The organism is Mycobacterium sp. (genome assembly GCF_965229105.1).
In the GTDB taxonomy this organism is placed as follows: Bacteria; Actinomycetota; Actinomycetes; order Mycobacteriales; family Mycobacteriaceae; genus Mycobacterium.
On the sequence record NZ_OZ245858.1, the window covers coordinates 4,627,499 to 4,648,821 of the forward strand.

Sequence of the window (21,323 nt, forward strand, 5' to 3'; positions counted from 1 at the left end):
AGTTGACGATGCAGCATAGACCGTTTGGTCCACAGTGGGAAGGTCAGCCCGGCCCTCCCTCCCCGGGCTCGTCCCTCGACCGGGCCCACCTCTCCAGCCCGGCCCTCCCTCCCCGGGCTCGTCCCTCACCCGCCTCGTCGACCGGGCCCACCTCTCCAGCCCGGCCCTCCCTCCCCGGGCTCGTCCCTCACCCGCCTCGTCGACCGGGCCCACCTCTCCAGCCCGGCCCTCCCTCCCCGGGCTCGTCCCTCACCCGCCTCGTCGACCGGGCCCACCTCTCCAGCCCGGCCCTCCCTCCCCGGGCTCGTCCCTCACCCGCCTCGTCGACCGGGCCCACCTCTCCAGCCCGGCCCTCCCTCCCCGGGCTCGTCCCTCACCCGCCTCGTCGACCGGGCCCACCTCTCCAGCCCGGCCCTCCCTCCCCGGGCTCGTCCCTCACCCGCCTCGTCGACCGGGCCCACCTCTCCAGCCCGGCCCTCCCTCCCCGGGCTCGTCCCTCACCCGCCTCGTCGACCGGGCCCACCTCTCCAGCCCGGCCCTCCCTCCCCGGGCTCGTCCCTCACCCGCCTCGTCGACCGGGCTATGTTCGATGTCGTCCCGACCGGACTTTCCACAAAAAGGAGCGCCAGCGTGTTTCCCGAACTGTTCTCCGTGACCGGCAAAACCGCCCTGATCACCGGCGGCACCAGCGGTATCGGCCTGATGATCGCCGAGGGTTATCTGCGAGCCGGGGTGCGCGTCTACATCTCGTCGCGTAAACCGGACGCCTGCCGCGCCGCACAGGAGGGGTTGTCGCAATTCGGTGAGGTGCATGCCATTCCAGCCGATGTCAGCACCGAAGACGGGTGCCGCGCACTGATCGACGAGGTCGCCGCCCGCGAAGATGCGCTGCACATTCTGGTCAACAACGCCGGTGCCACCTGGGGTGCGCCGTTCGATACCTTCCCCGGTGCCGCGTTCGACAAGGTGCTGACTCTAAATGTCAAGGCCCCATTCATGCTGACTCAACTGGCCCGCCCGCTGCTGTCCGCGGCCACCGCCGAGGACGACCCAGCCCGGGTGATCAATATCGGGTCGATCGACGGCATCGTCGTACCGCGTCTCGGCACCTACTCCTACTCGGCGTCCAAGGCCGCACTGCACCAGCTGACCCGGCATATGGCGTTGGAGTTGGCACCGGACATCCTGGTCAATGCCATTGCACCAGGACCATTTCCGTCGAAGATGATGGCCGCCACCCTGGAGGCCGTCGGGGACCGGCTGGCGGCCGCAACTCCGGTGAAGCGGATCGGACGCACCGAGGACGCCGCCGGCGCGGCGGTGTACTTGGCGTCGCGGGCTGCGAATTTCATCACCGGTGCGGTCCTCCCGCTCGACGGCGGGCTGAGCACCACCGCGGGCCTGCAGGCGTAGCGATGACCGAACCCTCGACCGCCGGGGTACCCGAGCTGATCCCGGTGCTCCCGGCGCATCGCCTCGACGAAGACGCCCTGGCTGGCTATCTGACCTCGACACTGGACGGTTTCTCCGGGCCGCTGCAGGTTCGGCAGTTTCAAGGCGGACAGAGCAATCCGACGTATCACCTGCACGCCGGAAGCGGTGAGTACGTCTTGCGTAAAAAGCCGCCCGGCGCGCTGCTTCCGCGCGCCCATGCGGTCGAACGTGAATACCGCATCATCGCCGCACTGGCCGACACCGATGTCCCGGTTCCACGGGTGCATCTGCTGTGCGAGGACGAGTCGGTTCTCGGCACCCCGTTCTTCGTGATGGACCACGTTGCCGGCCGGGTGTTTCCCAATCGGGCCATGCGCAGCGGCACGCCGGCCGAGCGGGCCGCGATCTACGAGGACCTGGCGCGCGTGCTGGCCGCCCTGCACCGCGTCGACTGGCGCGCCGCCGGATTGGCGGACTTCGGTCGTCCCGAGAACTACATGGCCCGGCAGGTGGCGCTGTGGACGCGGCAGTGGGAGGCCGCCAAGGTCGAGGAGATGCCGGAGATGGATTGGCTGGCGACGTGGCTTCCGCGCCACCTGCCGCCCGATGAGGAAGCGACCATCGCTCACGGCGACTACCGGCTCGGCAATGTGCTGATCCATCCCACCGAACCGAGGATCGTGGCGGTACTGGACTGGGAGCTGTCCACCATCGGGCAGCCGCTGGCCGATCTGGGCTATGCCTGTATGACCTACCACCTCACCGAAGGGCCAGAAAGCACCGCAGGTCTGGCCGGTGAGGACCTATCCGGCACCGGCATCCCCGACGAACGGGCCTTCGTCGAAAGTTATTGCCGGCACCTGGGCCGCGAGATTCCCGAGTCACTGGACATCTTCGTGGTGTTCTCCCTGTTCCGGCTCGCGTCGATCACCGCCGGGGTCTATCGGCGCGGCCTGGACGGCAACGCCGCCGACGCCCGGGCGGGCAGCAGCGACTTCCGCGATCGCTACCGCGCACTGGCTGAACTGGGCTTTTCTCTGGCCCAAAACACCTGATGCCGGCACCCGGTTTCGGGGTCGACCCATCTGCGGATGCTGCGGCACCGAATCACCAACCGTGGATGTCAACAACGTGTGGCCGTCGCAGGCCAGCCCCCCCGGAACTCGACAACTGACCCATGTCCGCAGCCAGGTGACACGCGAGCACATTCTGCGGGCTGGACGCGACGCGTTCTGCACCCTGGGTTACGAGTCGACGACGTTCAAGGAGATCGCAGAACGCGCGAACGTTTCCCGCCCGACGGTGAACTACCACTTCGCCAGTAAGGACGCGCTGTATCGCGCCGTCGAACAGGACGCACTGACCACGGTGCTGGCCGACACCGTCGCGCAGCCTGCCACCGAGTGCACATTCTTCGGGCAACTTCACGCCTTTGCGACCAGCCTGGTGTCCGGCGAATCCGAGAATCGGTCCAGGGCTGACTTCCTGATCACCTCGATACTGGAGTCCGCACGCAACCCCGGCCTTCGGGCCGCCGGTACTGCCACCACCACCGCGCTGCGCGAACACTTGGCCGACATGGCGAATGCCGCGATGGATCGTGGCGAGCTGCCCACCGATACCGATGTGGCCGCGATGGTCGAATTCGCCTTGGTGACACTGTTGGGCATCGGGCTGTGCGCCCCGGCCCGCCGATTGACCGCGGGCCGCTCATCGAGCATTCGCCGCCAGCGCAGGCCCACCGCCGGACTGGCTGACCAGCCGCGCCGGCGCACCGCTTGAAGGGATCGCTAAGCGACCGCGGGAATCACGTCCGCGGCGAGCAACTCCAGCGTCTCATCACTGGCCCGATCATGGGTGAAAACCACTACTCTCGCAAAGCCCAACTCCTGCAACGCCTTTAGCTTCTCGACCATCATTGCCGGAGTGCCGATCAAGTCGCTGTCGTGCAGGCCGAATCCAGGCCCACCGAAGCGCCGCTCGGCGACTGCGCGCACTTTCGGCAGGGCCGCCTCGTGCGGCGCCAGCGCCATCACCGCTTCCACCGACAGCACGATCGATGCCGGGTCGCGGCCGATTTCGGTGCACAGTCGCCGTAGCACCGCCACCTTGTGTTCGAGTTCGCCCAGTGCGTAGGTCGGCACGTTCCAGACGTCGGCGTAGCGCGCGACCAGCGGGAGCGTGTACTTCTCCCCTACTCCACCGACGGTGATCGGCGGTCGCGGCAACGGCACCGGCCCGGGAACGATGGGCAGCTCGCGCACGGTGTAACGCGTTCCCGCGAAGTCGATCACGTTATCGGTGAAGGCTTGCGTGAGGATCTCCAGGGTTTCGCCCAACCGCCCGGACCGTTCCGCGAAGCTGCCCCACGGCAGGCCTGCCCGGGTGTGTTCGTCTTCGATGGAGCCGCTGCCCAGGCCGAGTTCAAGTCGTCCGCCGCAGACTTGGTTCAGCGTGTTGGCCATCGTGGCCAGCACTGCGGGGTGGCGAAACTGGTTGCACAACACCAGGTGTCCGACTCGCAGTCGCTCGGTGGCACTGAGCAGCGCCGTCGCCACCGTCCATGCCTCCAGAGACGGCACGTCGGGCATCCCCGGACCGTAGAGATGGTCATAGAGCCACACCGAGCCGATACCCAGTTCCTCGCAGCGCCGAGCGCGATGGAGAACTTCGGCGTAGGTGAACCCCAGTTGCGGGACGAAGACACCGAGGTCGAGTCCAGTCATGCCTCGACACTATCCGTTACATCCGCCCCGAACGTTGTCACCCTCGGAGTGTTCCCGGGCGGTCCGAACCGCCCGGCGGGATACTGGTGGCATGGCTGACCACAACGTATTGGGGGGACCGTTGGAACCCTGCAGTACCGACCCCGTGACAGGCTTCTACCGCGACGGCTGCTGTTCGACGGGGCCTGAAGATGTCGGGCTGCACACCATCTGCGCCTTTGTGACCAGCGATTTCCTGGAGCACCAGCGGTCCATCGGCAATGATTTGTCGACACCGATGCCGGAGTACCGGTTCCCCGGGCTGGTCCCCGGCGACCGCTGGTGCGTGACAGCGGTGAACTGGCTACGCGCCGAGCACGACGGATGTGCAGCTCCGGTGGTCCTGGCGGCCACCCATGAAAGTACATTGCGGGTGGTGCCGCTGGAGGTGCTGCGAGAGCATGCCGTCGATGTACCCGATGGCCTAGGCGGCCTCTGAGGACAGCTGACCGGCCACGAAAGCTGTTGCCTGGTAAGCTAATTTGGCCTCGGAGCCACGGCAGCGGTGCCTTGCTGTGGGAGAAGATGCAGACGTGCTCGTAGTCACCCCTGGGCGAGTTGGACAGCCACCCAGCCTATTGCGGGCCGGGTGACTGTCCGTGTCGTGACAATGTGGCCGCGATCGCTTGGAGGATCTCGGGTGTGCCCTTGCCGGTGGTGGCCTCCATGCCCATCAGCAGCAGGCCGGACAGGTTGACCAGCCCGGTGATCAGATCGGGACTGCCGTGCGGCTCCGCCAGGTAGGCGTCGATGCGTTCGTGAACAAAATCAGCGCAGTCGTCATGACTCCACGCGGTCATCACATCGATTGCCCACCGGGTCTTGTCGTCGTCCGACATCGTCAGGCCGTTGCCACGCGGCCTAGAAAATCAGACCCTGCGCTTTGGTGGTCGCAGCAGCGAAGCGATCCTGCACGTCTGCCCAATTCACGACATTCCAAAAGGCTTTGACGTAATCGGCTTTGACGTTCTTGTACTGCAGGTAGTAGGCGTGCTCCCACATGTCGACCTGCAGCAGCGGGATGATCCCCAACGGCACGTTGGCTTGCTGGTCGTAGAGCTGGAACGTCAGCAGGTTGCCGCCCAGTGTGTCATAGCCCAGCACCGCCCACCCGGAGCCCTGAAGCCCGTTGGCGGCGGCGGTGAACTGCGCGCGGAACTTGTCGAATGAGCCGAACTGGTCATTGATCGCCGCTGCAAGTTCACCCTCGGGTTTGTCGCCGCCGTTCGGAGAGAGGTTCTTCCACCAGATCGTGTGGTTGACGTGCCCACCGAGGTGAAAGGCCAGGTTCTTCTCGTTGAGGAAGATCGCCGCGTGATCATCGCCGGCCCGCGCCTCTTCCAACTTCGCGATCGCATCATTGAGGCCTTTGACGTAGGTCGCATGATGCTTGCTGTGATGAATCTCGTTGATCTGGCCCGAAATATGCGGTTCCAATGCCCCGTACTCGTAAGCCAATTCGGGCAAGGTGTACTCAGTCATGAATTCCCTTTCTGCATCCTCGCGTGCGCAGGACGGCACCGCTCACTGAATCTCAGGTGCTAGGCCACCCTCGGACGGGGTGACCCACCCGGATTCCTCATCAGTCTAGCTGTTCAGATGTTCAGGTGATAGATTGACGTGGCAGGTCGGCCGTGCGCGTCTTTTCGTCGATGCAGCACATCGCGCAACGCCCGGACGTCGGGTGGTGGCGCCACGGCCGACCGCATCATTGTGGGTGAAACATGGTGCAGTGCAGCACATTTTGCTGGTGCACAAGACTGAGGCTAGGCCGCCGAATCGCCGCTCGACCGCAGATGGCCACGCCGGCGGCCTCGACTTGCGTTGCCGGGCAGCACAATATCGTCGTCGAAGTCGTCAGCGGCACTTGCTGGTGGCGGCCGGCTGGCGACGCGGGACTGGCGGTACACCAGGGCGGCGAGGACTGCACCGGCGATCACCGGCAGGTGACTGAGCACTCGGATCAGGGTTACTTGATCCGTCATCGAATCACTGACCACATACCACAGCAGTACTGCCGCGAAAATGGCCACCACGCACGCGACACCGGCGGCGGCGGTCGGCCGAAGGCCCGCGACGACCATCCCCAGACCCAATGCCAGGGCCCAGGCCGTGGTCTCGTTCATCAGATGCTCACCGCCCATCGAGCCCGCGCCGTGCATCGTCGCGGCCATCATGCCGAAGCTGACGCCCGCCATCTGCGCCACCGCGACCGCTACCTGCAACACGCCGACAACGACCAGCGCAGCCCTGATCCCGTACCGGCCGGTCCAGCGGCCCCATCGTCGATAGCGACCGACGGCCTCGACCCCGGCCGCGGCGAGGATCTGCCGCGAGAGATCCCGCTGCGGTTCGGCCGCACGCAGTCGCAGACGCTTGGCCTGTTCATCAGCGCGGATGTACCACGCACAACACGCCGGGCACGTCTCGAGATGTTCGTCGACCCGAGCCGCAGGTACCGGTTCGCGCTCGCCGTCAATCCGCGCAGACAACGCTTCGCGGGCTACATCGCACTGCATGGGGTCCATCGTGACGGATGTGTCATTTCACTGCAGCACCCCCACCGGAACATCGTTGTCGTCCTCACCGGCGACCGCCTCGTCACCGGCCCCGGCTTCCGGCGCAACGGCACCACCATGGGCCAGGCGTCGCGCGGTCAGCGCGGCCTCGACCGCGGCCACCACCAGCAGCGACACCCCGAACGAGGGGAAGAGCACTCCCAGCACCACCGCGGTCACCGCTATCGCGATGAGGGCTCCCCGTGGGGCGGCAGCCCGGGTGCGTTCACTGGTGGGTGCCGGCAGCCCGGTACGTCCCGATGGACGGCGCTTCCACCACATCAGGAAGCCGGTGACGATACTGAGCAGCACGCCAAGGCAGGCGACCGTCGCGGAAATCCGGGTGAGCCAGCCCAATTGGTTACCCATGTGCATGGCGATGCCGAAACTGGTGAGCCGTGACAGCGCCCCGTCCTGGGCGGCCGTGGCGTTGGTGATGGTCGCCCCGGTGAACTGGTTCAAATAGAGCGTGCGCTGTTCGGAGACTCTCTGCGGCCAATGGTTGACGACGGTGTAGCTGCCGTACACCGTGTGTCCGTCGGTCGTGGTGTCCGAGGGCGGGATAATCGAGTACCCCGGGACCATGCGTTCTTCTTTGGCGATCTGGTCAATCTCGGCGAACCCGAGAGAGGACGGCCCCGGTTTGGCACCGGGATCAGATGCGTACACCGGATCGTCGGTGGCGGCCCAGGCAATCCGTCGGCCGATCCGGTCGTAGTCGCCCATTTTTGCCGGCGTCGAGGGTGCGTCGATCTCGGCAGACGGGGTGGCGGTTGACGCTACGGCGCGCCAGTTCTCGCCCCAGTAACGCGACCATGTCAGCCCCGACAGCACGTAGCAGATCAGGATGATCGCGATCACCACGCCGGTGAGCGCATGCAGGTCACGCCAGCGGATCCGACCGCCCCTACCCCACCGGATCTTCAACAGCGGCTTGGCTGATTCCACGGCTCGTGGCCACCACAGGAACAGACCGCTGGCCAGTAGCACCAGGATCCATACCGCCGTGAGTTCCATCCAGAGGTTGCCGATGCCGGCGGGGATGGTGGCGTCCGGGTACGCCGCTGGCGCAATCAGATGCCCCAACGACGGGAGCTGTATCTTCGGTCCGTCGTTGCCGAACATCCGGTGAATCTGGTTGGCCCAACCCACTAATCCGGATAGTTGGCTGCGCTGGCCGAGGTACTGACCGGTGTAGGGGTCGACGAAAACCTGGGTGAGATTGGCTTCACCTTCGGGATAGGCCGGCGCGTCCGCGCGGAGGAAATCGATCTGGGTGGACCGGCCAGCGCTTTGCGGTGGCGTGACGGCGTCGAGTGCGTAGTCGGCGCCGACGTGCTGGCGGGCGACGGTGACTTGTTCATCCAAGGGAACCGTTTCGGGTCCCTGCGTGACAACGAGAAGGTCACGGTTGAGCCAGGTGTCCAGGGGTTGACTGTAGAGAATGACCAAACCGGTGCACGCCAGGACCACCAGAACCGGCGCGGCGAACAACCCGACCCAGAAGTGCAGGCGCCACATCCGTCGCACCAGGGCGGCTTGCCCACGCGATTTCGACACACCAGCGGTACCCATACGCCCTCCACGGATTGGGCGGGCCGGCCCTCTCACCGGTCCCACTCACTGCAGTAGTCGGGTGGGTTTGCGGTTTGGTTCCCGCACCGGCCCCAATTGAGCTGCGTTTTCACAGCATCACGCCGAACATGACGGCCATACCTGCGGCCATGAAGGATTGGGCCAGCGTTCCCGCATGCGCCAGTGTTGCTGTGCGCGGACCAGGATCCGCCGCCCGCTTGGCGCGGTATCGGTAGAGCCAATACACCGCTGCCACAGCGAAACCAATGGTGAGAGCCCAGTTGATCGTGGAGATCCATTGGGGTTCGGTGGGCTGTGCCGATGACGCACCAGCGGACATGTCCATACCGGGCATCGACGCCGGCGACGCTGTAGCGCCGTCCGAAGCACCACCGGACAGCAGCGCACTATCCATCGCGGCATACATCCACGCCATCGCGCCCATCATCACCGCGTGATATTGATTGCCAAGCCGCGCAGCGGGATCCTTCGAGACCGCCGCGATTGCGATGAACCACACGGTGGCGACGGCGAAAAACAGCATCGGCGAGCGCGTGGGTAAGCCCATGCCAATCGGCCATGCCATCACCAGCATCGCGATCGACATCACCACGTGCAGCACGTGACCAACCCCACTCACCCAACCACGGTGACCGCGAAGGGAATACAGACACTCGGCAGCGCTGAGTCCGAACAGGACCGTAACGACCCATCGCAGGGCCACGTCGGCGATCATGTGGGCTCAGTTCCTTTCGACGCTGCTGGATGTGACGCCATCCAGGCCCACAGTGGTCGGACCGGGCAGGGGAAAAGTTCCCGAGACCATCCACTGAATTCGGGCACGGGATCGTCGCGGTAGGACGTCGTACACTCGCGCACGAACACCGTGGTGAAGGTCGTCCACGGTCACAGGAGGTCGGTGCGGGCATGACAGATACGGCTGCGGTGAGTTCTGTTGCTACTGCACCGCGAACCGCCAACGTCCTTACCCTGGTGGCCGGCGGTGCCCTGATGCTGACCGCGCTCATCGGGTATGCGCTCCGCAGCGGCGACACCAAGTACATCGAGACCGGCGACGCAGACCCCGGGTTCGCCACCACCGCCGCCATGGTCGGCGGCACATTCCTCGGGGTCCTTTTCGGTGGTCTGTGCGTCGGCGCCGTCGTCTATGTCGTGATCGGCGCTCGCCCCGATCCCAACGGTCTGATCGACGCCGGGGTGTTCCGCGCCCACCTAATCGCCGAGCGCGCCGCGCAGGCGTGGCTGGTCTGTGCGATCGCGATGGTGCCGGTTTCAGCGGCCGATGATTCCGGCACCGCAATTACCCGGCTGCTCACCAGTAGCGCTATGTTCGACGCTGTCGGAGCTGATCAACGATCCGTCGGCTGGATCGTGACGGCGAGCTGTGTGCTCATTGTTGTGCTCTGTCTGCGGTTTTCGCTGCGCTGGATCAGCCACGCCGTAACGCTGATTCCTGCCGCTGTTGCGGTGGTGGCGGTTCCGGTGACAGGTAACGCGGCCGCCGGTCCCAACCATGACTACGCCACCAGCGCCGTCATCGTCTTCAGTTTGGCGGTCGCGGTGTTGCTCGGCGTGAAGCTGGTGGCAGCTGCGCTTTCGGCGAACGACCGACGACTGCGCGTCGCGATGGTGGTCACCGACGCTGTCGCGCTGGGGTACGGGGCACTGCTGCTGGTGTTGCTGGTCCCCGCTCGGTTCGCGCTGACCACTGCGTACGGCCGTTGGGCATTGGCCGCTGCCGTGCTTCTGGTATTCGTCTTCCTCTCAGACGTTTTCGCGCTCCGCAGACAACGCGGTGCCGACCAATCACATCGACCATGGGATACGGCAGGGGCACTGGCGATGATCGCCGCGGCCGGTGCGGTCGCAGCGATGTCGGTGCGTACCGCACCGGTATTGCTGGCGCACCAGTTCACGTCGTGGGACGTGTATCTGGGCTACCAGTTACCCGGCCCACCCGACGTGCTGAATCTCATGACCGTGTGGCGCTTCGACCCATTGATCGGCGTCGCCGCCATCCTTTCCGCCGTGGGCTACCTTCTCGCCGTCATGCGGCTACGCCGGCGCGGGGACGCCTGGCCACCGGGACGGACCGTGGCCTGGCTGATCGGCAGCGCCGCATTGCTTTTCACGAGCAGTTCCGGGGTGAAGGCATACGGGTCGGCGATGTTCAGCGTGCATATGGGTGAACACATGGCATTGAATATGTTCATCCCGGTACTCCTAGTGCTCGGCGCGCCCGCGACATTGGCTCTGCGGGCACTTCCTGCCGCGCCCGGCGGCTCCCGGCCGGGACCACGGGAATGGCTACTGACCGTCCTGCAGTCGAAAATCACCGGCTTCGTCTCGCATCCGATCGTCGCGTTCGTGATGTTCGTGGCGTCGCTGTACCTGGTGTACTTCACTCCCCTGTTCGGCACGCTCGCCCGCTACCACTGGGGTCACGAACTGATGAGCGTCCACTTCCTGATCACCGGTTACCTGTTCTACTGGGCCATCATCGGAATCGATCCCGGCCCACGACGGCTGCCCTTCCTGGCCCGCCTCGGCCTCCTGTTTGCGGTGATGCCGTTCCATGCTTTCTTCGGCATCGCCACGATGAGCATGGAGTCCATCATCGGTGGCACCTTCTATGGTCATCTGCAGCTACCGTGGCTGCAAAGCCTCAACCGCGATCAATGGCTTGGGGGTGCAATCGCTTGGGGTGCAAGCGAAGTGCCCATTCTTATCGTGGTGATCGCGCTGATTACCCAATGGGCACGCCAAGATCGCCGAGACAGCGACCGGGCCGACCGCCACTCCGACACCTACCACAACGACGACGAGTTGGACGCCTACAACGCAATGCTGCAGGAACTGGCTCGGTCGCGCCGTTAGCGGGCCGGCGCACCCTTCGTCGGCACGTCCCCGTCGGCACCAAAGCTGCGCAGTCGCAGACTGTTTGACACCACGAAAAACGATGAGAACGCCATCGCCGCGCCCGCGATGAGCGGGTTCAGTAGTCCGGCAGCCGCGATAGGGATGGCGGCGACGTTGTAGCCGAACGCCCACACCATGTTGACCCGGATCGTGTGTCGCGTCGCGCGCGCCAAGTCCAGTGCCTGCGGGACAGTTGCCAAACTCTGACGCACCAGGATGATGTCAGCGGCACCGATGGCCACGTCGGTGCCGCGGCCGATCGCCAGACCCAGATCTGCGCTGGCCAACGCGGGGCCGTCGTTGATGCCATCACCGACCATGGCCACAACCCGGCCCTGCGCCTGCAGCTGGTCGATGATCGCCACCTTGCCGTCAGGGAGTACCTCGGCGATGACCTCGTCGATACCGACCTGGTCGGCGATTCCCTGTGCCGCCACCGGATTGTCCCCGGTCACCAGCAGCGTCCGCAGACCGTAGTCGTGTAACTGCTTGACCGCTGATGCTGCCGTGTCCTTGACGACATCGGCGACACCGATCGATCCGCAGACAACGCCATCTATCGAAACGAATACCACTGTCTGGCCGGCTCTTTCACCGGCTTGACGAGCTTCGACCAGTTGCGGGGGAACCTCGCTCCGGCGGGCGACCCAGGCCGGTTTGCCCACCTCGACGTGGCGGCCGTCGACCATTCCACTGGCGCCGCGGCCAATTGCCGAACGGAATTCGGTGACCTCAGACACCGCGAGCGCACGGGCTTCGCGCACGATCGCGATGGCCACCGCATGCTCCGATGCTGCCTCGACGGCGGCCGCCGCAGCCAACACCTCGTCGTGGCGCCACCCCGCAGCTGAGGTCACTGCCGTCGCCGTCAACTGGCCGGTGGTGATGGTCCCGGTCTTGTCGAACACGACCGTGTCGATGTTGCGGACCGCGTCCAACGCCTGATGCCCCTTGAGGAAAATCCCCAGTTGAGCGCCCCGTCCGGAGGCGACCATCAGAGCGGTCGGGGTGGCCAGCCCCAACGCGCACGGGCAGGCGATCACCAACACGGCCAGGCCCGCCGAGATCGCGCGATCAGCATCTCCGGTCAGCACCAGCCATGCCACGACAGTCACGGCGGCGATGGCAAACACGATCGGCACAAAGACACCGGCGATACGGTCGGCGAGCCGCTGCGCGTTTGCCTTGCCCGACTGAGCCTCTTCGACCAGTCGCATCATGGCGGCGAACTGCGTATCGGGCCCGACCGCGGCAGCCTCCACCACCAAGCGACCGTCCAGCGCCACCGTCCCGCCCACCACCGCGGATCCGGGACCGGTCTCGACTGGTCGGGCTTCGCCGGTCATGGCGCTCATATCCACAGCCGCTTGCCCGCTGATGACCAGACCATCGGCGGCGATGGTCTCGCCGGGCCGGACCACCAACTGCTGCTGTTCCTTGAGTTCGCTTACCGGGATTCGCAATTCGGTGCCGTCGGCGAGCAGCACCGACACATCTTTGGCCCCGAGCGCCGCCAATGCGCGTAACGCGCCACCAGCCTTCGACTTGGCACGAGCTTCGAAGTACCGGCCGGCCAGGACAAAAACCGTCACGCCTGCGGCGACCTCGAGGTAGATCGAGTCGGCCTCGGTGATCGCGTGCCAGACGCCAGGCTCGGTAACCGGACTCGGACGGAAGAAGATCGTGTACAGCGACCAGATGGTCGCCGCCGTCACACCTGTGGAGATCAGCGTTTCCATGCTGGTGGCGCCGTGCCGGGCATTGTTGATCGCGACCCGATGAAACGGCCACGCCGCCCACGTGACGACGGGCACCGCCAGCGCGATCAGTAGCCATTGCCAGCCTGGGAACCGGGCGCTCGGCACCGCGGCAAACAGCGCCGACAGGTCAGCAAGCGGAACAAACAACACCACCGCGACCACCAAGCGGCGAAACAGGCTCCTGGCCCGATCCGATTCCGGATCCACCGTGCGGTCGGGCATTGATGTCCGCGGATTCGCTTGGTAGCCGAGTTGCGCAATCGCGTCACAGAGGTCGGGCGACCCGATGGTCGTTGCGGCGTCGATGGTGGCAATGCCGGTGGCAACGTTCACCGAGGCGCGAACGCCGACGATTTTGTTGAGGCTGCTCTCGACCCGGCTGGCGCAGGATGCGCATGACATCCCTGACACTGCGAGCTCCAACCGCCGCACTTGGTCGGTGTTATCGCTGTCGGCGACTACGGTCACGAATGTCCTCCTCGGTCACCGTAGTAGGTCGGCCAGGTGCGGCTCAGAGTTCCCCGCGGCCCCTGAGCAGATATGGTCATCCCTTGTGACCTCCCGCGGCGACGACGACCAAGTTACCGCGCTGGCGATTTCTGCAGGTCGTGGCGATGCTCACGCGCTGGAGGATTTCATCAAGGCCACCCAGCGCGATGTGTGGCGTTTCACCGCACATCTCGCCGACGTCGCCAGTGCCGATGACCTGACGCAGGAGACCTTTTTGCGGGCCATCAAAGCCCTGCCGCGTTTCGGCGGTCGCTCCAGCGCCCGCACGTGGTTGCTGTCGATCGCCCGCCGGACCGTGGTCGACCAGGTCCGCTACAACCAAGCCCGACCGCGCATCACCGACGGCGTCGATCTCGAACACGCCACCGCCCGGCACCTGCCCTCGCGCGGCTTCGAAGACGTCGTCGAACTCAACGTGCTGCTGTCGGGCCTGGACGTCGACCGTCGCGAGGCTCTACTGCTGACTCAACTACTGGGCCTGTCGTATACCGAGGCCGCGGCGGTCTGCCAATGCCCGGTGGGCACCATCCGCTCGCGGGTCGCCCGCGCCCGCGAGGAACTCCTGGCCGCCGGCCAGCGTGACGGTCTTACCGGCTGACCGAGCCGCCCGCCGACGCCGCCCGCATATCCGGCTGAGAGCGGTGCAACGGCGTCACCACGACGGCGAGCCATCCGATGGCCAGAACCGTGGCGGCAACGACACCTGACGGCGCCCACCAGCTCAATGCCCCCGCCGGTCCGGTCTGCTGGGACCACACCGCGGCCACACCCGTCACCTCGGCCAGTGCGGCGACATAGAGCGCGACGCAACACCAACGGAACCGCTGACGTCTCAGCGCATACAGACTGCTAGCGGCGGCGAAGGCAAAAAATGACGTCGCGACCACCGACAACCAGTCAGCGTGCGGCCCGCCGCGGGCGGTCTGCACGCTGAACTGTCCGCCGAGAATCGCAGACACGGCCACAAGTATCGCCGCCGCTACAGCTGCGCGCCGAACTGTCGCGCCGATGCGCACATCTTCGAGGACCTGGCGTTCGATGGAGCGCAATGTCCGCTCGACTTCGGCTGCGTCCTGCATGGCGAGTTGGTCGGTCGAAAGCAGCGGAGAGTTCCCGCCCTACGACGTGCCGCCGGACGGACTGCGCTGCCAACGGTTTTCCACCCGGGCAACCTTCCAATAGGTGACGGCACACAACCAGGTAATCGCGAACAGCCCGACGATGGCGAAGCCGGCATTGTTCAGATTGATCGAGCTGACCCACGTGGTCACCGGGTCCACCAGGCCAAGGTCATCATGTAGTACCGATACCAGTTCGATGGTTCCGATCAACAGTGCGACCGCGATCGACAGACCGGTGATGGTGAAGTTGTAGTAGATCTTGCGAATCGGATTCGCAAATGCCCAGTCGTAGGCAACGGTCATGAACAGTCCGTCAGCGGTATCCATCAGGCTCATCCCGGCGGCGAACAGCACCGGCAACACCAGTACGGCATACCAAGGCAGACCCGCGGCAGCCCCCGACCCCGCCAGGGCGAGCAACGCGACTTCGGTTGCAGTGTCGAAACCCAACCCGAACAGAACGCCGACCGGGAACATCCCGATCGGACGTTTGATGCGCTTCATGATGGGGCGCAACACGCGGGCCAGGAACCCACGATTGTCCAGGGCATCTTCGAGTTCGTGCTCGTCGTATTTCCCATGACGCAGGGCGACGAACACCCGCCAAATGCCGATGAGCGCTACGACGTTGATCGCTGCGATCAGGTACAGGAACCCACCCGAGGCCAGCGTCCCGGCCAGGCCGAGGCCGTGGCGCACCGGGGAATCCTCATCGAGCAGCGTGCTGACGGCTTTGGTTCCCGCGATGACCAGAATCGCCATCATCAGCACCATCGCCGAATGCCCCATGGCGAACCAGAACCCGACCGACTTGGGCTTGCTGCCGTCAGCCATCAGTTTGCGGGTGGTGTTGTCGATGGCGGCAATGTGATCGGCGTCGAAGGCGTGGCGCATACCGAAGGTGTAGGCAGTAACGCCGAGCCCAACTCCGAAAACCTCCGTCCCCACCTGATAATGGTTGGGGGCGACGAACAAGATCAGGGCACCGAACCCGACGATGTGCAGGGCTGCGATGACACCGGCAAGCGCGCTGACCTCGAGCCAGTCTTTTCTGCTCCACGATGTGACAAGGCGCCGGATGGCGTTCGGGCTGGTGTCAGGAAGTGCTTGAGGCATGAGCCGTCCTTAAGGGGAAACTGCGCCCCGTTTGTGGCTAGCAGCGAGGGGCCGGGTCTGGCTCCCGTCGGCACCGAATCCCTCGGCACCGTCGGACACAGTGGCGCGACCGCACCGGAATAGCACCGGTTTCCGCAACCGCTCGCAATGAACGCGAGAAACATAACCGATGGACGCGCGAAAGTTCTAGCGCACAGTAGATTCCCAGGGAACTAACCGGCCCGTTGATCCGACCTCTTCGTCATGGATCCACCGGAAGCACCGAACTGACACGACTGTGTGTTTGATTTTGAGGAGACGACAGCAACCAATAGCACAGAGCGGGAGCACTTTTCGCAAACCGGGTCCCAGCCGAGGGCCCCTGGGCCACAACAACTATCGCGAACCACCTGTAGGTGCCAAGGGAGCGGCTCGGTTGGTGAACGAGAGCCGGTGTAGGCCCACGTTGCATTGGGTGATCCCGACTGGGATCGAACAGGTGACCTTCGCTGTGTGAAAAAGCCTGGAGCACAGAGCATTTGCAGTTCGACAGGTCAGAGCGTTGCGCTTAGGCCAGATCGGGCCGTCTGGAGTGCCTGGCCTGAAGGTTCGGCTCTAGATCAGTGCCGTAGCGGTCAACCGATGCGACTGGTGGCCATCACACGCCGTGCGTTGCCCACTGCCTGCCGGCGGGGGCGGGTATCGGGGAAACGTTTGTGCAGGCTCTCGATGAGTCGGTGGGCCTCGTAGAGGTCCCGCCGTAACTCGGAGTGTTCACGGCGGTCATGCAGCGCGCCGCGGATCGATGTCCGCAGACCGCGCATCTCGGCGGTCTCCAGCTTCTGCGAGATGTCGGCGACCTGTTCGAACAACGCTTCGAGCAGTATCCGGGCTTGCGCTGTCCCCGCGTCCTCGACCATCTACGGATAGTCTCACCATTTCCTAATTCTCGCGCGGCAATCCGTGTGTGACCGGAAAGTGAACGCCAAGTTGACGATTGACACCAGTGAGGCGCACGCACGGTCAGAGCAGAGTAGACTACGGGATTTCGTGCAACTGCTGGTTGAGCGTCGCGCCCACAGCGAGTTCGGCCTGCGTGCATTGACTCACCCGATCTGAGCCCCGACTGATATCCCGCCGGAGTCATCGTTGTTCGGGCACACCACATCGATGTAGACGGTGGTGAACGTCGCCGGTGGTCCTGGCGTGCTATCGGGATTGTGGATTGCCGATACCGCGCATTCAGACAGCGACGCAGTGGTGTTGCCGTTGATCCAGTTGATCCCGACGTCGTAGCCCTGGGCTTCGAGATCACGAACAACGTCGTGGGCTGATTCCCCGCTTGCCGGCGGGACAGCAGCGGCTAGCGGTGCGCCATTGATTGAAACGCCGACAGCGCCAACCCAGAACACGGCGAAGAGCCGCGGCTTGATCGCCACACCCGGACCCCTCACAATCGCCTTCACCTGCCTGTACCACCAGTGTGCACCCGCAGACCCCTAATTCGTCCGCGTAGTCAGCGAGTAGGCCGAGTCAAGCCGATATCTGTTGCTGTGGCGCCAAACTCAAGAGCTTGTCGAGTCGAGCACTGGCGTTGCGCTCAACAAGGAGAGGAACAAAGTCCCGTATCGGGCTCTGCTCGAATCGAGCGCGCGCGCTGGCGATGATGCTGCACACTTCGGACTGAGGAAACTGCGGGAATTTGCTGCTCAAGCGCCGCTCGACCTCGGCGATTTTTACGTCTTCGCTGATGTCGGCCATGCCCCAGCTTGCGTCCAGCGACTGGAAACGTCAACCGGTAGGTGAGGCACAGTTCCAGTTGTGCAGGGACCACGGTGAGTTCGCGCACCAGTCGCGGGTGGACGACTCCGGAAACTGTCGGTCGCCGTCAGCTCACCACGCGGCTTGTTCAGCCACGAGCAGGTCGTCCAAGGCAAACGCAGGGACGCCCAGCGCTTCGGACAACTGGGCGGAGTAGAGACGAGCGATACGGCGGCCTTCGGTCTTCTCGTCGAAGCTGCCGGTCAAGTCGACAACGGTTCGGCACCCTAAATCGTCGGTCGACGCCGACGTGATGGCAATGCTGTCTATTCCAGGTGGCATCGCCAACCCCTCGATGGCGGCGCCCACGCGTTCTGCGGTAGCGGTCCCGTCGACATACACCGAGACAAACGGATCCATCACACAATGGTGCCGTCCGCGAGCGTCGGCTACCACCAGCAATCCGTGAGGTCGACGAGTGTTCACCCGTCGGTCACCTACCGACCCACTCCGTTGTGCGAGTTGGTGACCGGCGGTTACCAGGCGTGCCCGGAAATTCTGCCGTCCTGCGATGGCTGACAGCTCGCACGCATACAACAGTGTCTGGCAGTTACGCGGGGAAGCCTGGTGCCGTCTGAAGGAAGCTGCTGATCGGCTCGCCCCGCTGGAGCCGTACTGGGCGCGTATCCCGATTCCCCTCAGTTCACCTGCGTGCAATGGCTTTTCACCGCGGGAAGATACGACGCAGCGGCGAGGTCGACCACACCGGATCGTCTCAGCAACTTTCGTGATGCCACACCTGCCAGGGCTCCCGCCCTGGTCGCGTCTATACCGGAACGGCCATCGAATCGGCCTCCCGACCCCGGATTTCGACCACGAACGGCCACCGGACTACCCCACTCCAGCTCGACAGCATCCCGGGTGTGACCACAGCGCATTCCACCTTCACAGCGCGGCCAACGCGGCACTCAAACCCTAGAGTTCTCAGATGGCGTCATTGAGTCGGCGGGTGGCTGGCACTGAAATGACCTGTGAAACGTTGTCGAGCGCGGCCGCCCTGGCTCTCGTGGCGTTGGCACTGATGGCTTTGACCGACACGGCAGCAAGCAGCCAGCCGATGGGAATGTTCCGGTGAGCAGTCCGGCTCGCGCGTCTGGTGCGTTCAGCGCGTGGCGGTTCATCGTGTCCTTTGGCACGATCAGCCTGCTCGCCGACATCGTCTACGAAGGCGCCCGCTCGATCACCGGCCCCTTGCTGGCCTCCCTCGGAGCGACGGCACTGGTCGTCGGCGTGGTCACCGGCATCGGGGAAGCCTCCGCGCTGCTGCTGCGACTGGTGTCAGGACCGTTGACCGACCGCACCCGCCGGTTCTGGGCGTGGACGATCGCCGGGTACGCCCTGACCGTGATCACCGTCCCCGTCCTCGGGGTCACCGGGATCCTCTGGGTCGCCTGCGCTTTGGTCATCGCCGAACGCGTCGGCAAAGCAATCCGCAGCCCCGCCAAAGACACCCTGCTGTCCTTCGCGTCCGCGGCCGTCGGGCGCGGCCGCGGATTCGCTGTGCACGAAGCCCTCGATTCCATCGGGGGCATCATTGGACCACTGGTCGTGGCCAGCATGCTCGCGGTCACCGGCGGGCACTACGGCGCCACACTCGGGGTGCTGGCGATCCCCGGGGTCGCAGTCCTGGCCCTGCTGGTCCGTCTGCGCATCCGGGTCCCCAACCCTGCCACTTACGAACCCACTACCCCGCTACCGGAGCCCCATGCTGGCGGTCCGGAACGACGCGCGATCCGGTGGTGGGCGGCGATGCCGCGACAGTTCTGGATCTACTCAGTGTTCACCGCCGCCACCATGCTCGGCTTCGCCACCTTCGGAGTGCTGTCCTTCCACATGGTGGCCCGCGGCATCCTTCCCGCCGCCGCAGTCCCGTTGATCTACGCCGGCGCGATGGTGGTCGACGCTCTCGCCGCTCTAGTCACCGGGTGGGCTTACGACCGTACCGGCCCGCGCGTCCTGATTGTGCTACCAATCCTGGCGATCGCCATCCCCGTTGCAGCGTTCACCACCAATACGTGGTGGGTGATCGTCGGGGCATTGTTGTGGGGAGCTGCGGTCGGTATCCAGGAATCGACGCTGCGGGCCGTGGTCGCCGATCTCGTCGCACCCGAACGCAGGGCCAGCGCCTACGGCCTCTACGCCGCCGTCCTGGGCGTGGCCACCGCCGGCGGCGGGGCGATGACCGGATATCTCTACGAACACTCCGTCGCCACCATGATCATCGTCGTCGCCACCGTGCAGATCCTGGCTCTCGTATTTCTGGCCGTCACCACCCTGCGCCGCCGCGAGGTCACCGCCTAACTCCCGCGCACGCGGTCTCGGATACCTCACCCTATGAGCTTTGCTTTGGGCGTGCGCCAGCCGATAGGAGTCGGTGCCGGTCAATGATGTTGCCGCCGAACGTGAGCCAGCCGATGACTGCCGCACACAACCGCGGGTCGATGAATGTCTTCGTCGACCAACCGAAGCTCTCTTTCGAAGCGATGACCACGCTGTTGCTTCCTTCACGTTCGGCCCATACCTGGAACCACGATTCGGCTGCGCAACCGAGCGTCGACTCCTGCTGCCCCGACTAGCGTTCAGGGAGGCGGGCCATGGGTTGGGGCTGTGAGGTAGTGAGGTCACGCAGCGTGAAAGCAATTCGCGCTGCGCGTCATCACGAAGAACGGTCCGGCGCAGAATTCAGGACGGTCTCGCGCCGATTGGTAGTCGGCCGACTTCTTACTGAGTGGTCCCGGCTGGGATCGAACCAGCGACCTTCCGCGTGTGAAGCGGACGCTCTCCCACTGAGCCACGGGACCAGTCGAACGAGGAGGAAGATTAGCACGCACGAGTCTTCTACCCTGAATCCGCAGGTCATTGTTCCGGGAGCGATCGTGTCACCACCGCCGAGACCGGCAGCGTGCATTCATGTCACCGATTTCGGTCAGGAAATGGCGGCGGCTCCCGGCGACACGCCGTCCGTCGTATGCGTCGGCATCACGATGCGGGCCAGGCATATCGCCAGTCGACGAGGACGAGTCCGCCGCACTGCGGCAGCCCGGCATTAGGGATGACCTGCCGTGACGTCGACGAGGGCCGCAACTTTCTCCCGTCTCGCGATGGACGCCAACTGTTCTGACGTCGCCCGCGGTCTGCCTGCTCGCTGTCACGCGGTCACCAGGGATTTGTGTAGCCGCGCTCGGGTGGACTATCGTCGTTTTTCGCAACGGGCGACGATCTCGCCCGTAGCACGCGGATGTAGCGCAGTTGGTAGCGCACAACCTTGCCAAGGTTGGGGTCGCGGGTTCGAATCCCGTCATCCGCTCGAAGGTGCAGTCGCATCAAACCCAAATGGTGGAGTGGCCGAGTGGTGAGGCAACGGCCTGCAAAGCCGTGCACACGGGTTCGATTCCCGTCTCCACCTCCAAGATGTACCCGGCGCGATTAGCTCAGCGGGAGAGCGCTTCCCTGACACGGAAGAGGTCACTGGTTCAATCCCAGTATCGCGCACCAGCACCACTGCACTTTCAGATCCAATTTTCTCCGGCGGATTCGCACCGCATAGACTCCGGTGACTGGTCGGTCAGGTATCTGCAACGCCCAACCCCGCCAGCAGCCAAACAGGTGCCGCGGGATGGCAACCGACTGAGCAACGAAACAACTGGCTGCGCAGCGTTTTAGCGCACAGTTCCGCCCAGGATGCGTAGTAATGTGCAGTCGCGTGCGAGGGACAGAAGAACACTGGCTTTTACGGCATGTATC

At 64.8% G+C, this 21,323-nt stretch carries 22 protein-coding genes, 4 tRNA genes and 1 pseudogene; 12 read left to right on the forward strand and 15 right to left on the reverse strand.

All coding sequences use genetic code 11. From position 1 onward, the window contains the following. Nucleotides 1-582: 582 nt before the first annotated feature. From ADBZ9O_RS21520 to ADBZ9O_RS21530, 3 genes are all read left to right on the forward strand, one after another. A complete protein-coding gene (locus ADBZ9O_RS21520; protein WP_526524949.1) occupies nt 583-1,413 on the forward strand; it encodes an SDR family oxidoreductase in 831 nt (276 codons plus the stop codon). A gap of 2 nt (nt 1,414-1,415) precedes the next feature. Beyond that, entirely contained in the window at nt 1,416-2,489 is a 1,074-nt protein-coding gene (locus ADBZ9O_RS21525; RefSeq protein WP_526524950.1) for a phosphotransferase family protein, read from the forward strand. A gap of 61 nt (nt 2,490-2,550) precedes the next feature. Then, the gene (locus tag ADBZ9O_RS21530; protein ID WP_526524951.1) at nt 2,551-3,216 is read left to right on the forward strand and encodes a TetR/AcrR family transcriptional regulator; all 666 of its coding nucleotides are present in this window, start codon (nt 2,551-2,553) and stop codon (nt 3,214-3,216) included. Nucleotides 3,217-3,224: 8 nt separating this feature from the next. On the opposite strand, the gene ADBZ9O_RS21535 is transcribed toward ADBZ9O_RS21530, so the two are convergent. Continuing rightward, nucleotides 3,225-4,160 (reverse strand): LLM class flavin-dependent oxidoreductase, encoded by a 936-nt coding sequence (locus ADBZ9O_RS21535; RefSeq protein WP_526524952.1) that lies wholly within the window; start codon nt 4,158-4,160, stop codon nt 3,225-3,227. A 91-nt stretch (nt 4,161-4,251) separates the two neighbouring features. Between ADBZ9O_RS21535 and ADBZ9O_RS21540 the strand changes: the two genes are divergently transcribed. After that, nucleotides 4,252-4,638, forward strand: coding sequence for a DUF2237 family protein (locus tag ADBZ9O_RS21540; RefSeq protein WP_526524953.1), 387 nt, complete (start codon nt 4,252-4,254; stop codon nt 4,636-4,638). Between the two features lie 136 nt (nt 4,639-4,774). On the opposite strand, the gene ADBZ9O_RS21545 is transcribed toward ADBZ9O_RS21540, so the two are convergent. From ADBZ9O_RS21545 to ADBZ9O_RS21565, 5 genes are all read right to left on the reverse strand, one after another. Further along, nucleotides 4,775-5,038 (reverse strand): hypothetical protein, encoded by a 264-nt coding sequence (locus ADBZ9O_RS21545; RefSeq protein ID WP_526524954.1) that lies wholly within the window; start codon nt 5,036-5,038, stop codon nt 4,775-4,777. Between the two features lie 22 nt (nt 5,039-5,060). Continuing rightward, nucleotides 5,061-5,681, reverse strand: a complete 621-nt coding sequence (locus tag ADBZ9O_RS21550; RefSeq protein WP_526524955.1) for a superoxide dismutase — start codon at nt 5,679-5,681, stop codon at nt 5,061-5,063. Between the two features lie 284 nt (nt 5,682-5,965). Further along, nucleotides 5,966-6,718, reverse strand: coding sequence for a DUF2275 domain-containing protein (locus ADBZ9O_RS21555; RefSeq protein ID WP_526524956.1), 753 nt, complete (start codon nt 6,716-6,718; stop codon nt 5,966-5,968). Nucleotides 6,719-6,745: 27 nt separating this feature from the next. Beyond that, nucleotides 6,746-8,332 carry a PepSY domain-containing protein gene (locus ADBZ9O_RS21560; protein ID WP_526524957.1) on the reverse strand — a complete coding sequence of 529 codons (1,587 nt, stop codon included), beginning with the start codon at nt 8,330-8,332 and terminating at the stop codon, nt 6,746-6,748. 109 nt (nt 8,333-8,441) lie between these two features. Next, nucleotides 8,442-8,972 carry a DUF5134 domain-containing protein gene (locus ADBZ9O_RS21565; protein ID WP_526524958.1) on the reverse strand — a complete coding sequence of 177 codons (531 nt, stop codon included), beginning with the start codon at nt 8,970-8,972 and terminating at the stop codon, nt 8,442-8,444. A 287-nt stretch (nt 8,973-9,259) separates the two neighbouring features. Between ADBZ9O_RS21565 and ADBZ9O_RS21570 the strand changes: the two genes are divergently transcribed. Further along, entirely contained in the window at nt 9,260-11,230 is a 1,971-nt protein-coding gene (locus ADBZ9O_RS21570) for a cytochrome c oxidase assembly protein (RefSeq protein ID WP_526524959.1), read from the forward strand. Here the strand turns inward: ADBZ9O_RS21570 and ADBZ9O_RS21575 are convergent. Next, nucleotides 11,227-13,500, reverse strand: a complete 2,274-nt coding sequence (locus ADBZ9O_RS21575; RefSeq protein WP_526524960.1) for a heavy metal translocating P-type ATPase — start codon at nt 13,498-13,500, stop codon at nt 11,227-11,229. The genes ADBZ9O_RS21570 and ADBZ9O_RS21575 overlap by 4 nt on opposite strands. An 85-nt stretch (nt 13,501-13,585) precedes the next feature. Here ADBZ9O_RS21575 and sigC point away from each other — a divergent pair, with 85 nt between their 5' ends. Beyond that, a complete protein-coding gene (gene sigC, locus ADBZ9O_RS21580; RefSeq protein WP_526524961.1) occupies nt 13,586-14,140 on the forward strand; it encodes an RNA polymerase sigma factor SigC in 555 nt (184 codons plus the stop codon). Here sigC and ADBZ9O_RS21585 read toward each other — a convergent pair. From ADBZ9O_RS21585 to ADBZ9O_RS21595, 3 genes are all read right to left on the reverse strand, one after another. Beyond that, entirely contained in the window at nt 14,130-14,621 is a 492-nt protein-coding gene (locus ADBZ9O_RS21585) for a hypothetical protein (protein WP_526524962.1), read from the reverse strand. The two genes, sigC and ADBZ9O_RS21585, sit on opposite strands and share 11 nt — an antisense overlap. A gap of 39 nt (nt 14,622-14,660) precedes the next feature. Continuing rightward, a complete protein-coding gene (gene nicT / locus ADBZ9O_RS21590) occupies nt 14,661-15,779 on the reverse strand; it encodes a Nickel transporter NicT (protein WP_526524963.1) in 1,119 nt (372 codons plus the stop codon). Between the two features lie 614 nt (nt 15,780-16,393). Beyond that, entirely contained in the window at nt 16,394-16,678 is a 285-nt protein-coding gene (locus tag ADBZ9O_RS21595; RefSeq protein ID WP_526524964.1) for a hypothetical protein, read from the reverse strand. Nucleotides 16,679-16,736: 58 nt separating this feature from the next. On the opposite strand from ADBZ9O_RS21595, the gene ADBZ9O_RS21600 reads away from it, so the two are divergent. Next, entirely contained in the window at nt 16,737-16,877 is a 141-nt protein-coding gene (locus ADBZ9O_RS21600) for a three-helix bundle dimerization domain-containing protein (protein ID WP_526524965.1), read from the forward strand. Here ADBZ9O_RS21600 and ADBZ9O_RS21605 read toward each other — a convergent pair. The 3 genes from ADBZ9O_RS21605 to ADBZ9O_RS21615 all read right to left on the reverse strand — a co-directional run bounded on the left by ADBZ9O_RS21605 (nt 16,865) and on the right by ADBZ9O_RS21615 (nt 17,939). Then, on the reverse strand, nt 16,865-17,197 hold the full coding sequence (locus ADBZ9O_RS21605) for a hypothetical protein (protein ID WP_526524966.1): 333 nt from the start codon (nt 17,195-17,197) through the stop codon (nt 16,865-16,867). The two genes, ADBZ9O_RS21600 and ADBZ9O_RS21605, sit on opposite strands and share 13 nt — an antisense overlap. 94 nt (nt 17,198-17,291) lie before the next feature. Then, nucleotides 17,292-17,519 carry a three-helix bundle dimerization domain-containing protein gene (locus ADBZ9O_RS21610; RefSeq protein ID WP_526524967.1) on the reverse strand — a complete coding sequence of 76 codons (228 nt, stop codon included), beginning with the start codon at nt 17,517-17,519 and terminating at the stop codon, nt 17,292-17,294. A gap of 132 nt (nt 17,520-17,651) precedes the next feature. After that, nucleotides 17,652-17,939: a hypothetical protein gene (locus tag ADBZ9O_RS21615; protein WP_526524968.1), complete on the reverse strand. Its 288-nt coding sequence runs from the start codon at nt 17,937-17,939 to the stop codon at nt 17,652-17,654. Nucleotides 17,940-18,507: 568 nt separating this feature from the next. Between ADBZ9O_RS21615 and ADBZ9O_RS21620 the strand changes: the two genes are divergently transcribed. Together ADBZ9O_RS21620 and ADBZ9O_RS21625 are read left to right on the forward strand one after the other, a co-directional pair. After that, the gene (locus tag ADBZ9O_RS21620; protein WP_526524969.1) at nt 18,508-18,654 is read left to right on the forward strand and encodes a hypothetical protein; all 147 of its coding nucleotides are present in this window, start codon (nt 18,508-18,510) and stop codon (nt 18,652-18,654) included. Further along, the gene (locus ADBZ9O_RS21625) at nt 18,651-19,880 is read left to right on the forward strand and encodes an MFS transporter (protein WP_526524970.1); all 1,230 of its coding nucleotides are present in this window, start codon (nt 18,651-18,653) and stop codon (nt 19,878-19,880) included. Before ADBZ9O_RS21620 ends, ADBZ9O_RS21625 begins: the two co-directional genes overlap by 4 nt. Before the next feature lie 39 nt (nt 19,881-19,919). On the opposite strand, the pseudogene ADBZ9O_RS21630 reads toward ADBZ9O_RS21625, so the two are convergent. Continuing rightward, a pseudogene (locus ADBZ9O_RS21630) lies at nt 19,920-20,118 on the reverse strand (ATP-binding protein); the annotation flags it as partial. Between the two features lie 190 nt (nt 20,119-20,308). Next, nucleotides 20,309-20,380 (reverse strand) — tRNA-Val (locus tag ADBZ9O_RS21635). Between the two features lie 433 nt (nt 20,381-20,813). On the opposite strand from ADBZ9O_RS21635, the gene ADBZ9O_RS21640 reads away from it, so the two are divergent. From ADBZ9O_RS21640 to ADBZ9O_RS21650, 3 genes are all read left to right on the forward strand, one after another. After that, nucleotides 20,814-20,886: transfer RNA gene (locus ADBZ9O_RS21640), tRNA-Gly, on the forward strand. Between the two features lie 28 nt (nt 20,887-20,914). Next, a tRNA-Cys gene (locus ADBZ9O_RS21645) sits at nt 20,915-20,988 on the forward strand. An 11-nt stretch (nt 20,989-20,999) separates the two neighbouring features. After that, nucleotides 21,000-21,074, forward strand: a tRNA-Val gene (locus ADBZ9O_RS21650). The last annotated feature ends 249 nt before the right edge of the window (nt 21,075-21,323 follow it).

Bases quoted from the DNA above. Each gene is read 5' to 3' on its own strand.
- ADBZ9O_RS21520 (WP_526524949.1), top strand. From the start codon at position 583: ATGTTCGATGTCGTCCCGACCGGACTTTCCACAAAAAGGAGCGCCAGC.
- ADBZ9O_RS21525 (WP_526524950.1), top strand. From the start codon at position 1,416: ATGACCGAACCCTCGACCGCCGGGGTACCCGAGCTGATCCCGGTGCTC.
- ADBZ9O_RS21535 (WP_526524952.1), bottom strand. From the start codon at position 4,160: ATGACTGGACTCGACCTCGGTGTCTTCGTCCCGCAACTGGGGTTCACC.
- ADBZ9O_RS21540 (WP_526524953.1), top strand. From the start codon at position 4,252: ATGGCTGACCACAACGTATTGGGGGGACCGTTGGAACCCTGCAGTACC.
- ADBZ9O_RS21545 (WP_526524954.1), bottom strand. From the start codon at position 5,038: ATGTCGGACGACGACAAGACCCGGTGGGCAATCGATGTGATGACCGCG.
- ADBZ9O_RS21550 (WP_526524955.1), bottom strand. From the start codon at position 5,681: ATGACTGAGTACACCTTGCCCGAATTGGCTTACGAGTACGGGGCATTG.
- ADBZ9O_RS21555 (WP_526524956.1), bottom strand. From the start codon at position 6,718: ATGCAGTGCGATGTAGCCCGCGAAGCGTTGTCTGCGCGGATTGACGGC.
- ADBZ9O_RS21560 (WP_526524957.1), bottom strand. From the start codon at position 8,332: ATGGGTACCGCTGGTGTGTCGAAATCGCGTGGGCAAGCCGCCCTGGTG.
- ADBZ9O_RS21570 (WP_526524959.1), top strand. From the start codon at position 9,260: ATGACAGATACGGCTGCGGTGAGTTCTGTTGCTACTGCACCGCGAACC.
- ADBZ9O_RS21585 (WP_526524962.1), bottom strand. From the start codon at position 14,621: ATGCAGGACGCAGCCGAAGTCGAGCGGACATTGCGCTCCATCGAACGC.
- nicT (WP_526524963.1), bottom strand. From the start codon at position 15,779: ATGCCTCAAGCACTTCCTGACACCAGCCCGAACGCCATCCGGCGCCTT.
- ADBZ9O_RS21595 (WP_526524964.1), bottom strand. From the start codon at position 16,678: ATGGTCGAGGACGCGGGGACAGCGCAAGCCCGGATACTGCTCGAAGCG.
- ADBZ9O_RS21610 (WP_526524967.1), bottom strand. From the start codon at position 17,519: ATGGCCGACATCAGCGAAGACGTAAAAATCGCCGAGGTCGAGCGGCGC.
- ADBZ9O_RS21615 (WP_526524968.1), bottom strand. From the start codon at position 17,939: ATGGATCCGTTTGTCTCGGTGTATGTCGACGGGACCGCTACCGCAGAA.
- ADBZ9O_RS21620 (WP_526524969.1), top strand. From the start codon at position 18,508: ATGGCGTCATTGAGTCGGCGGGTGGCTGGCACTGAAATGACCTGTGAA.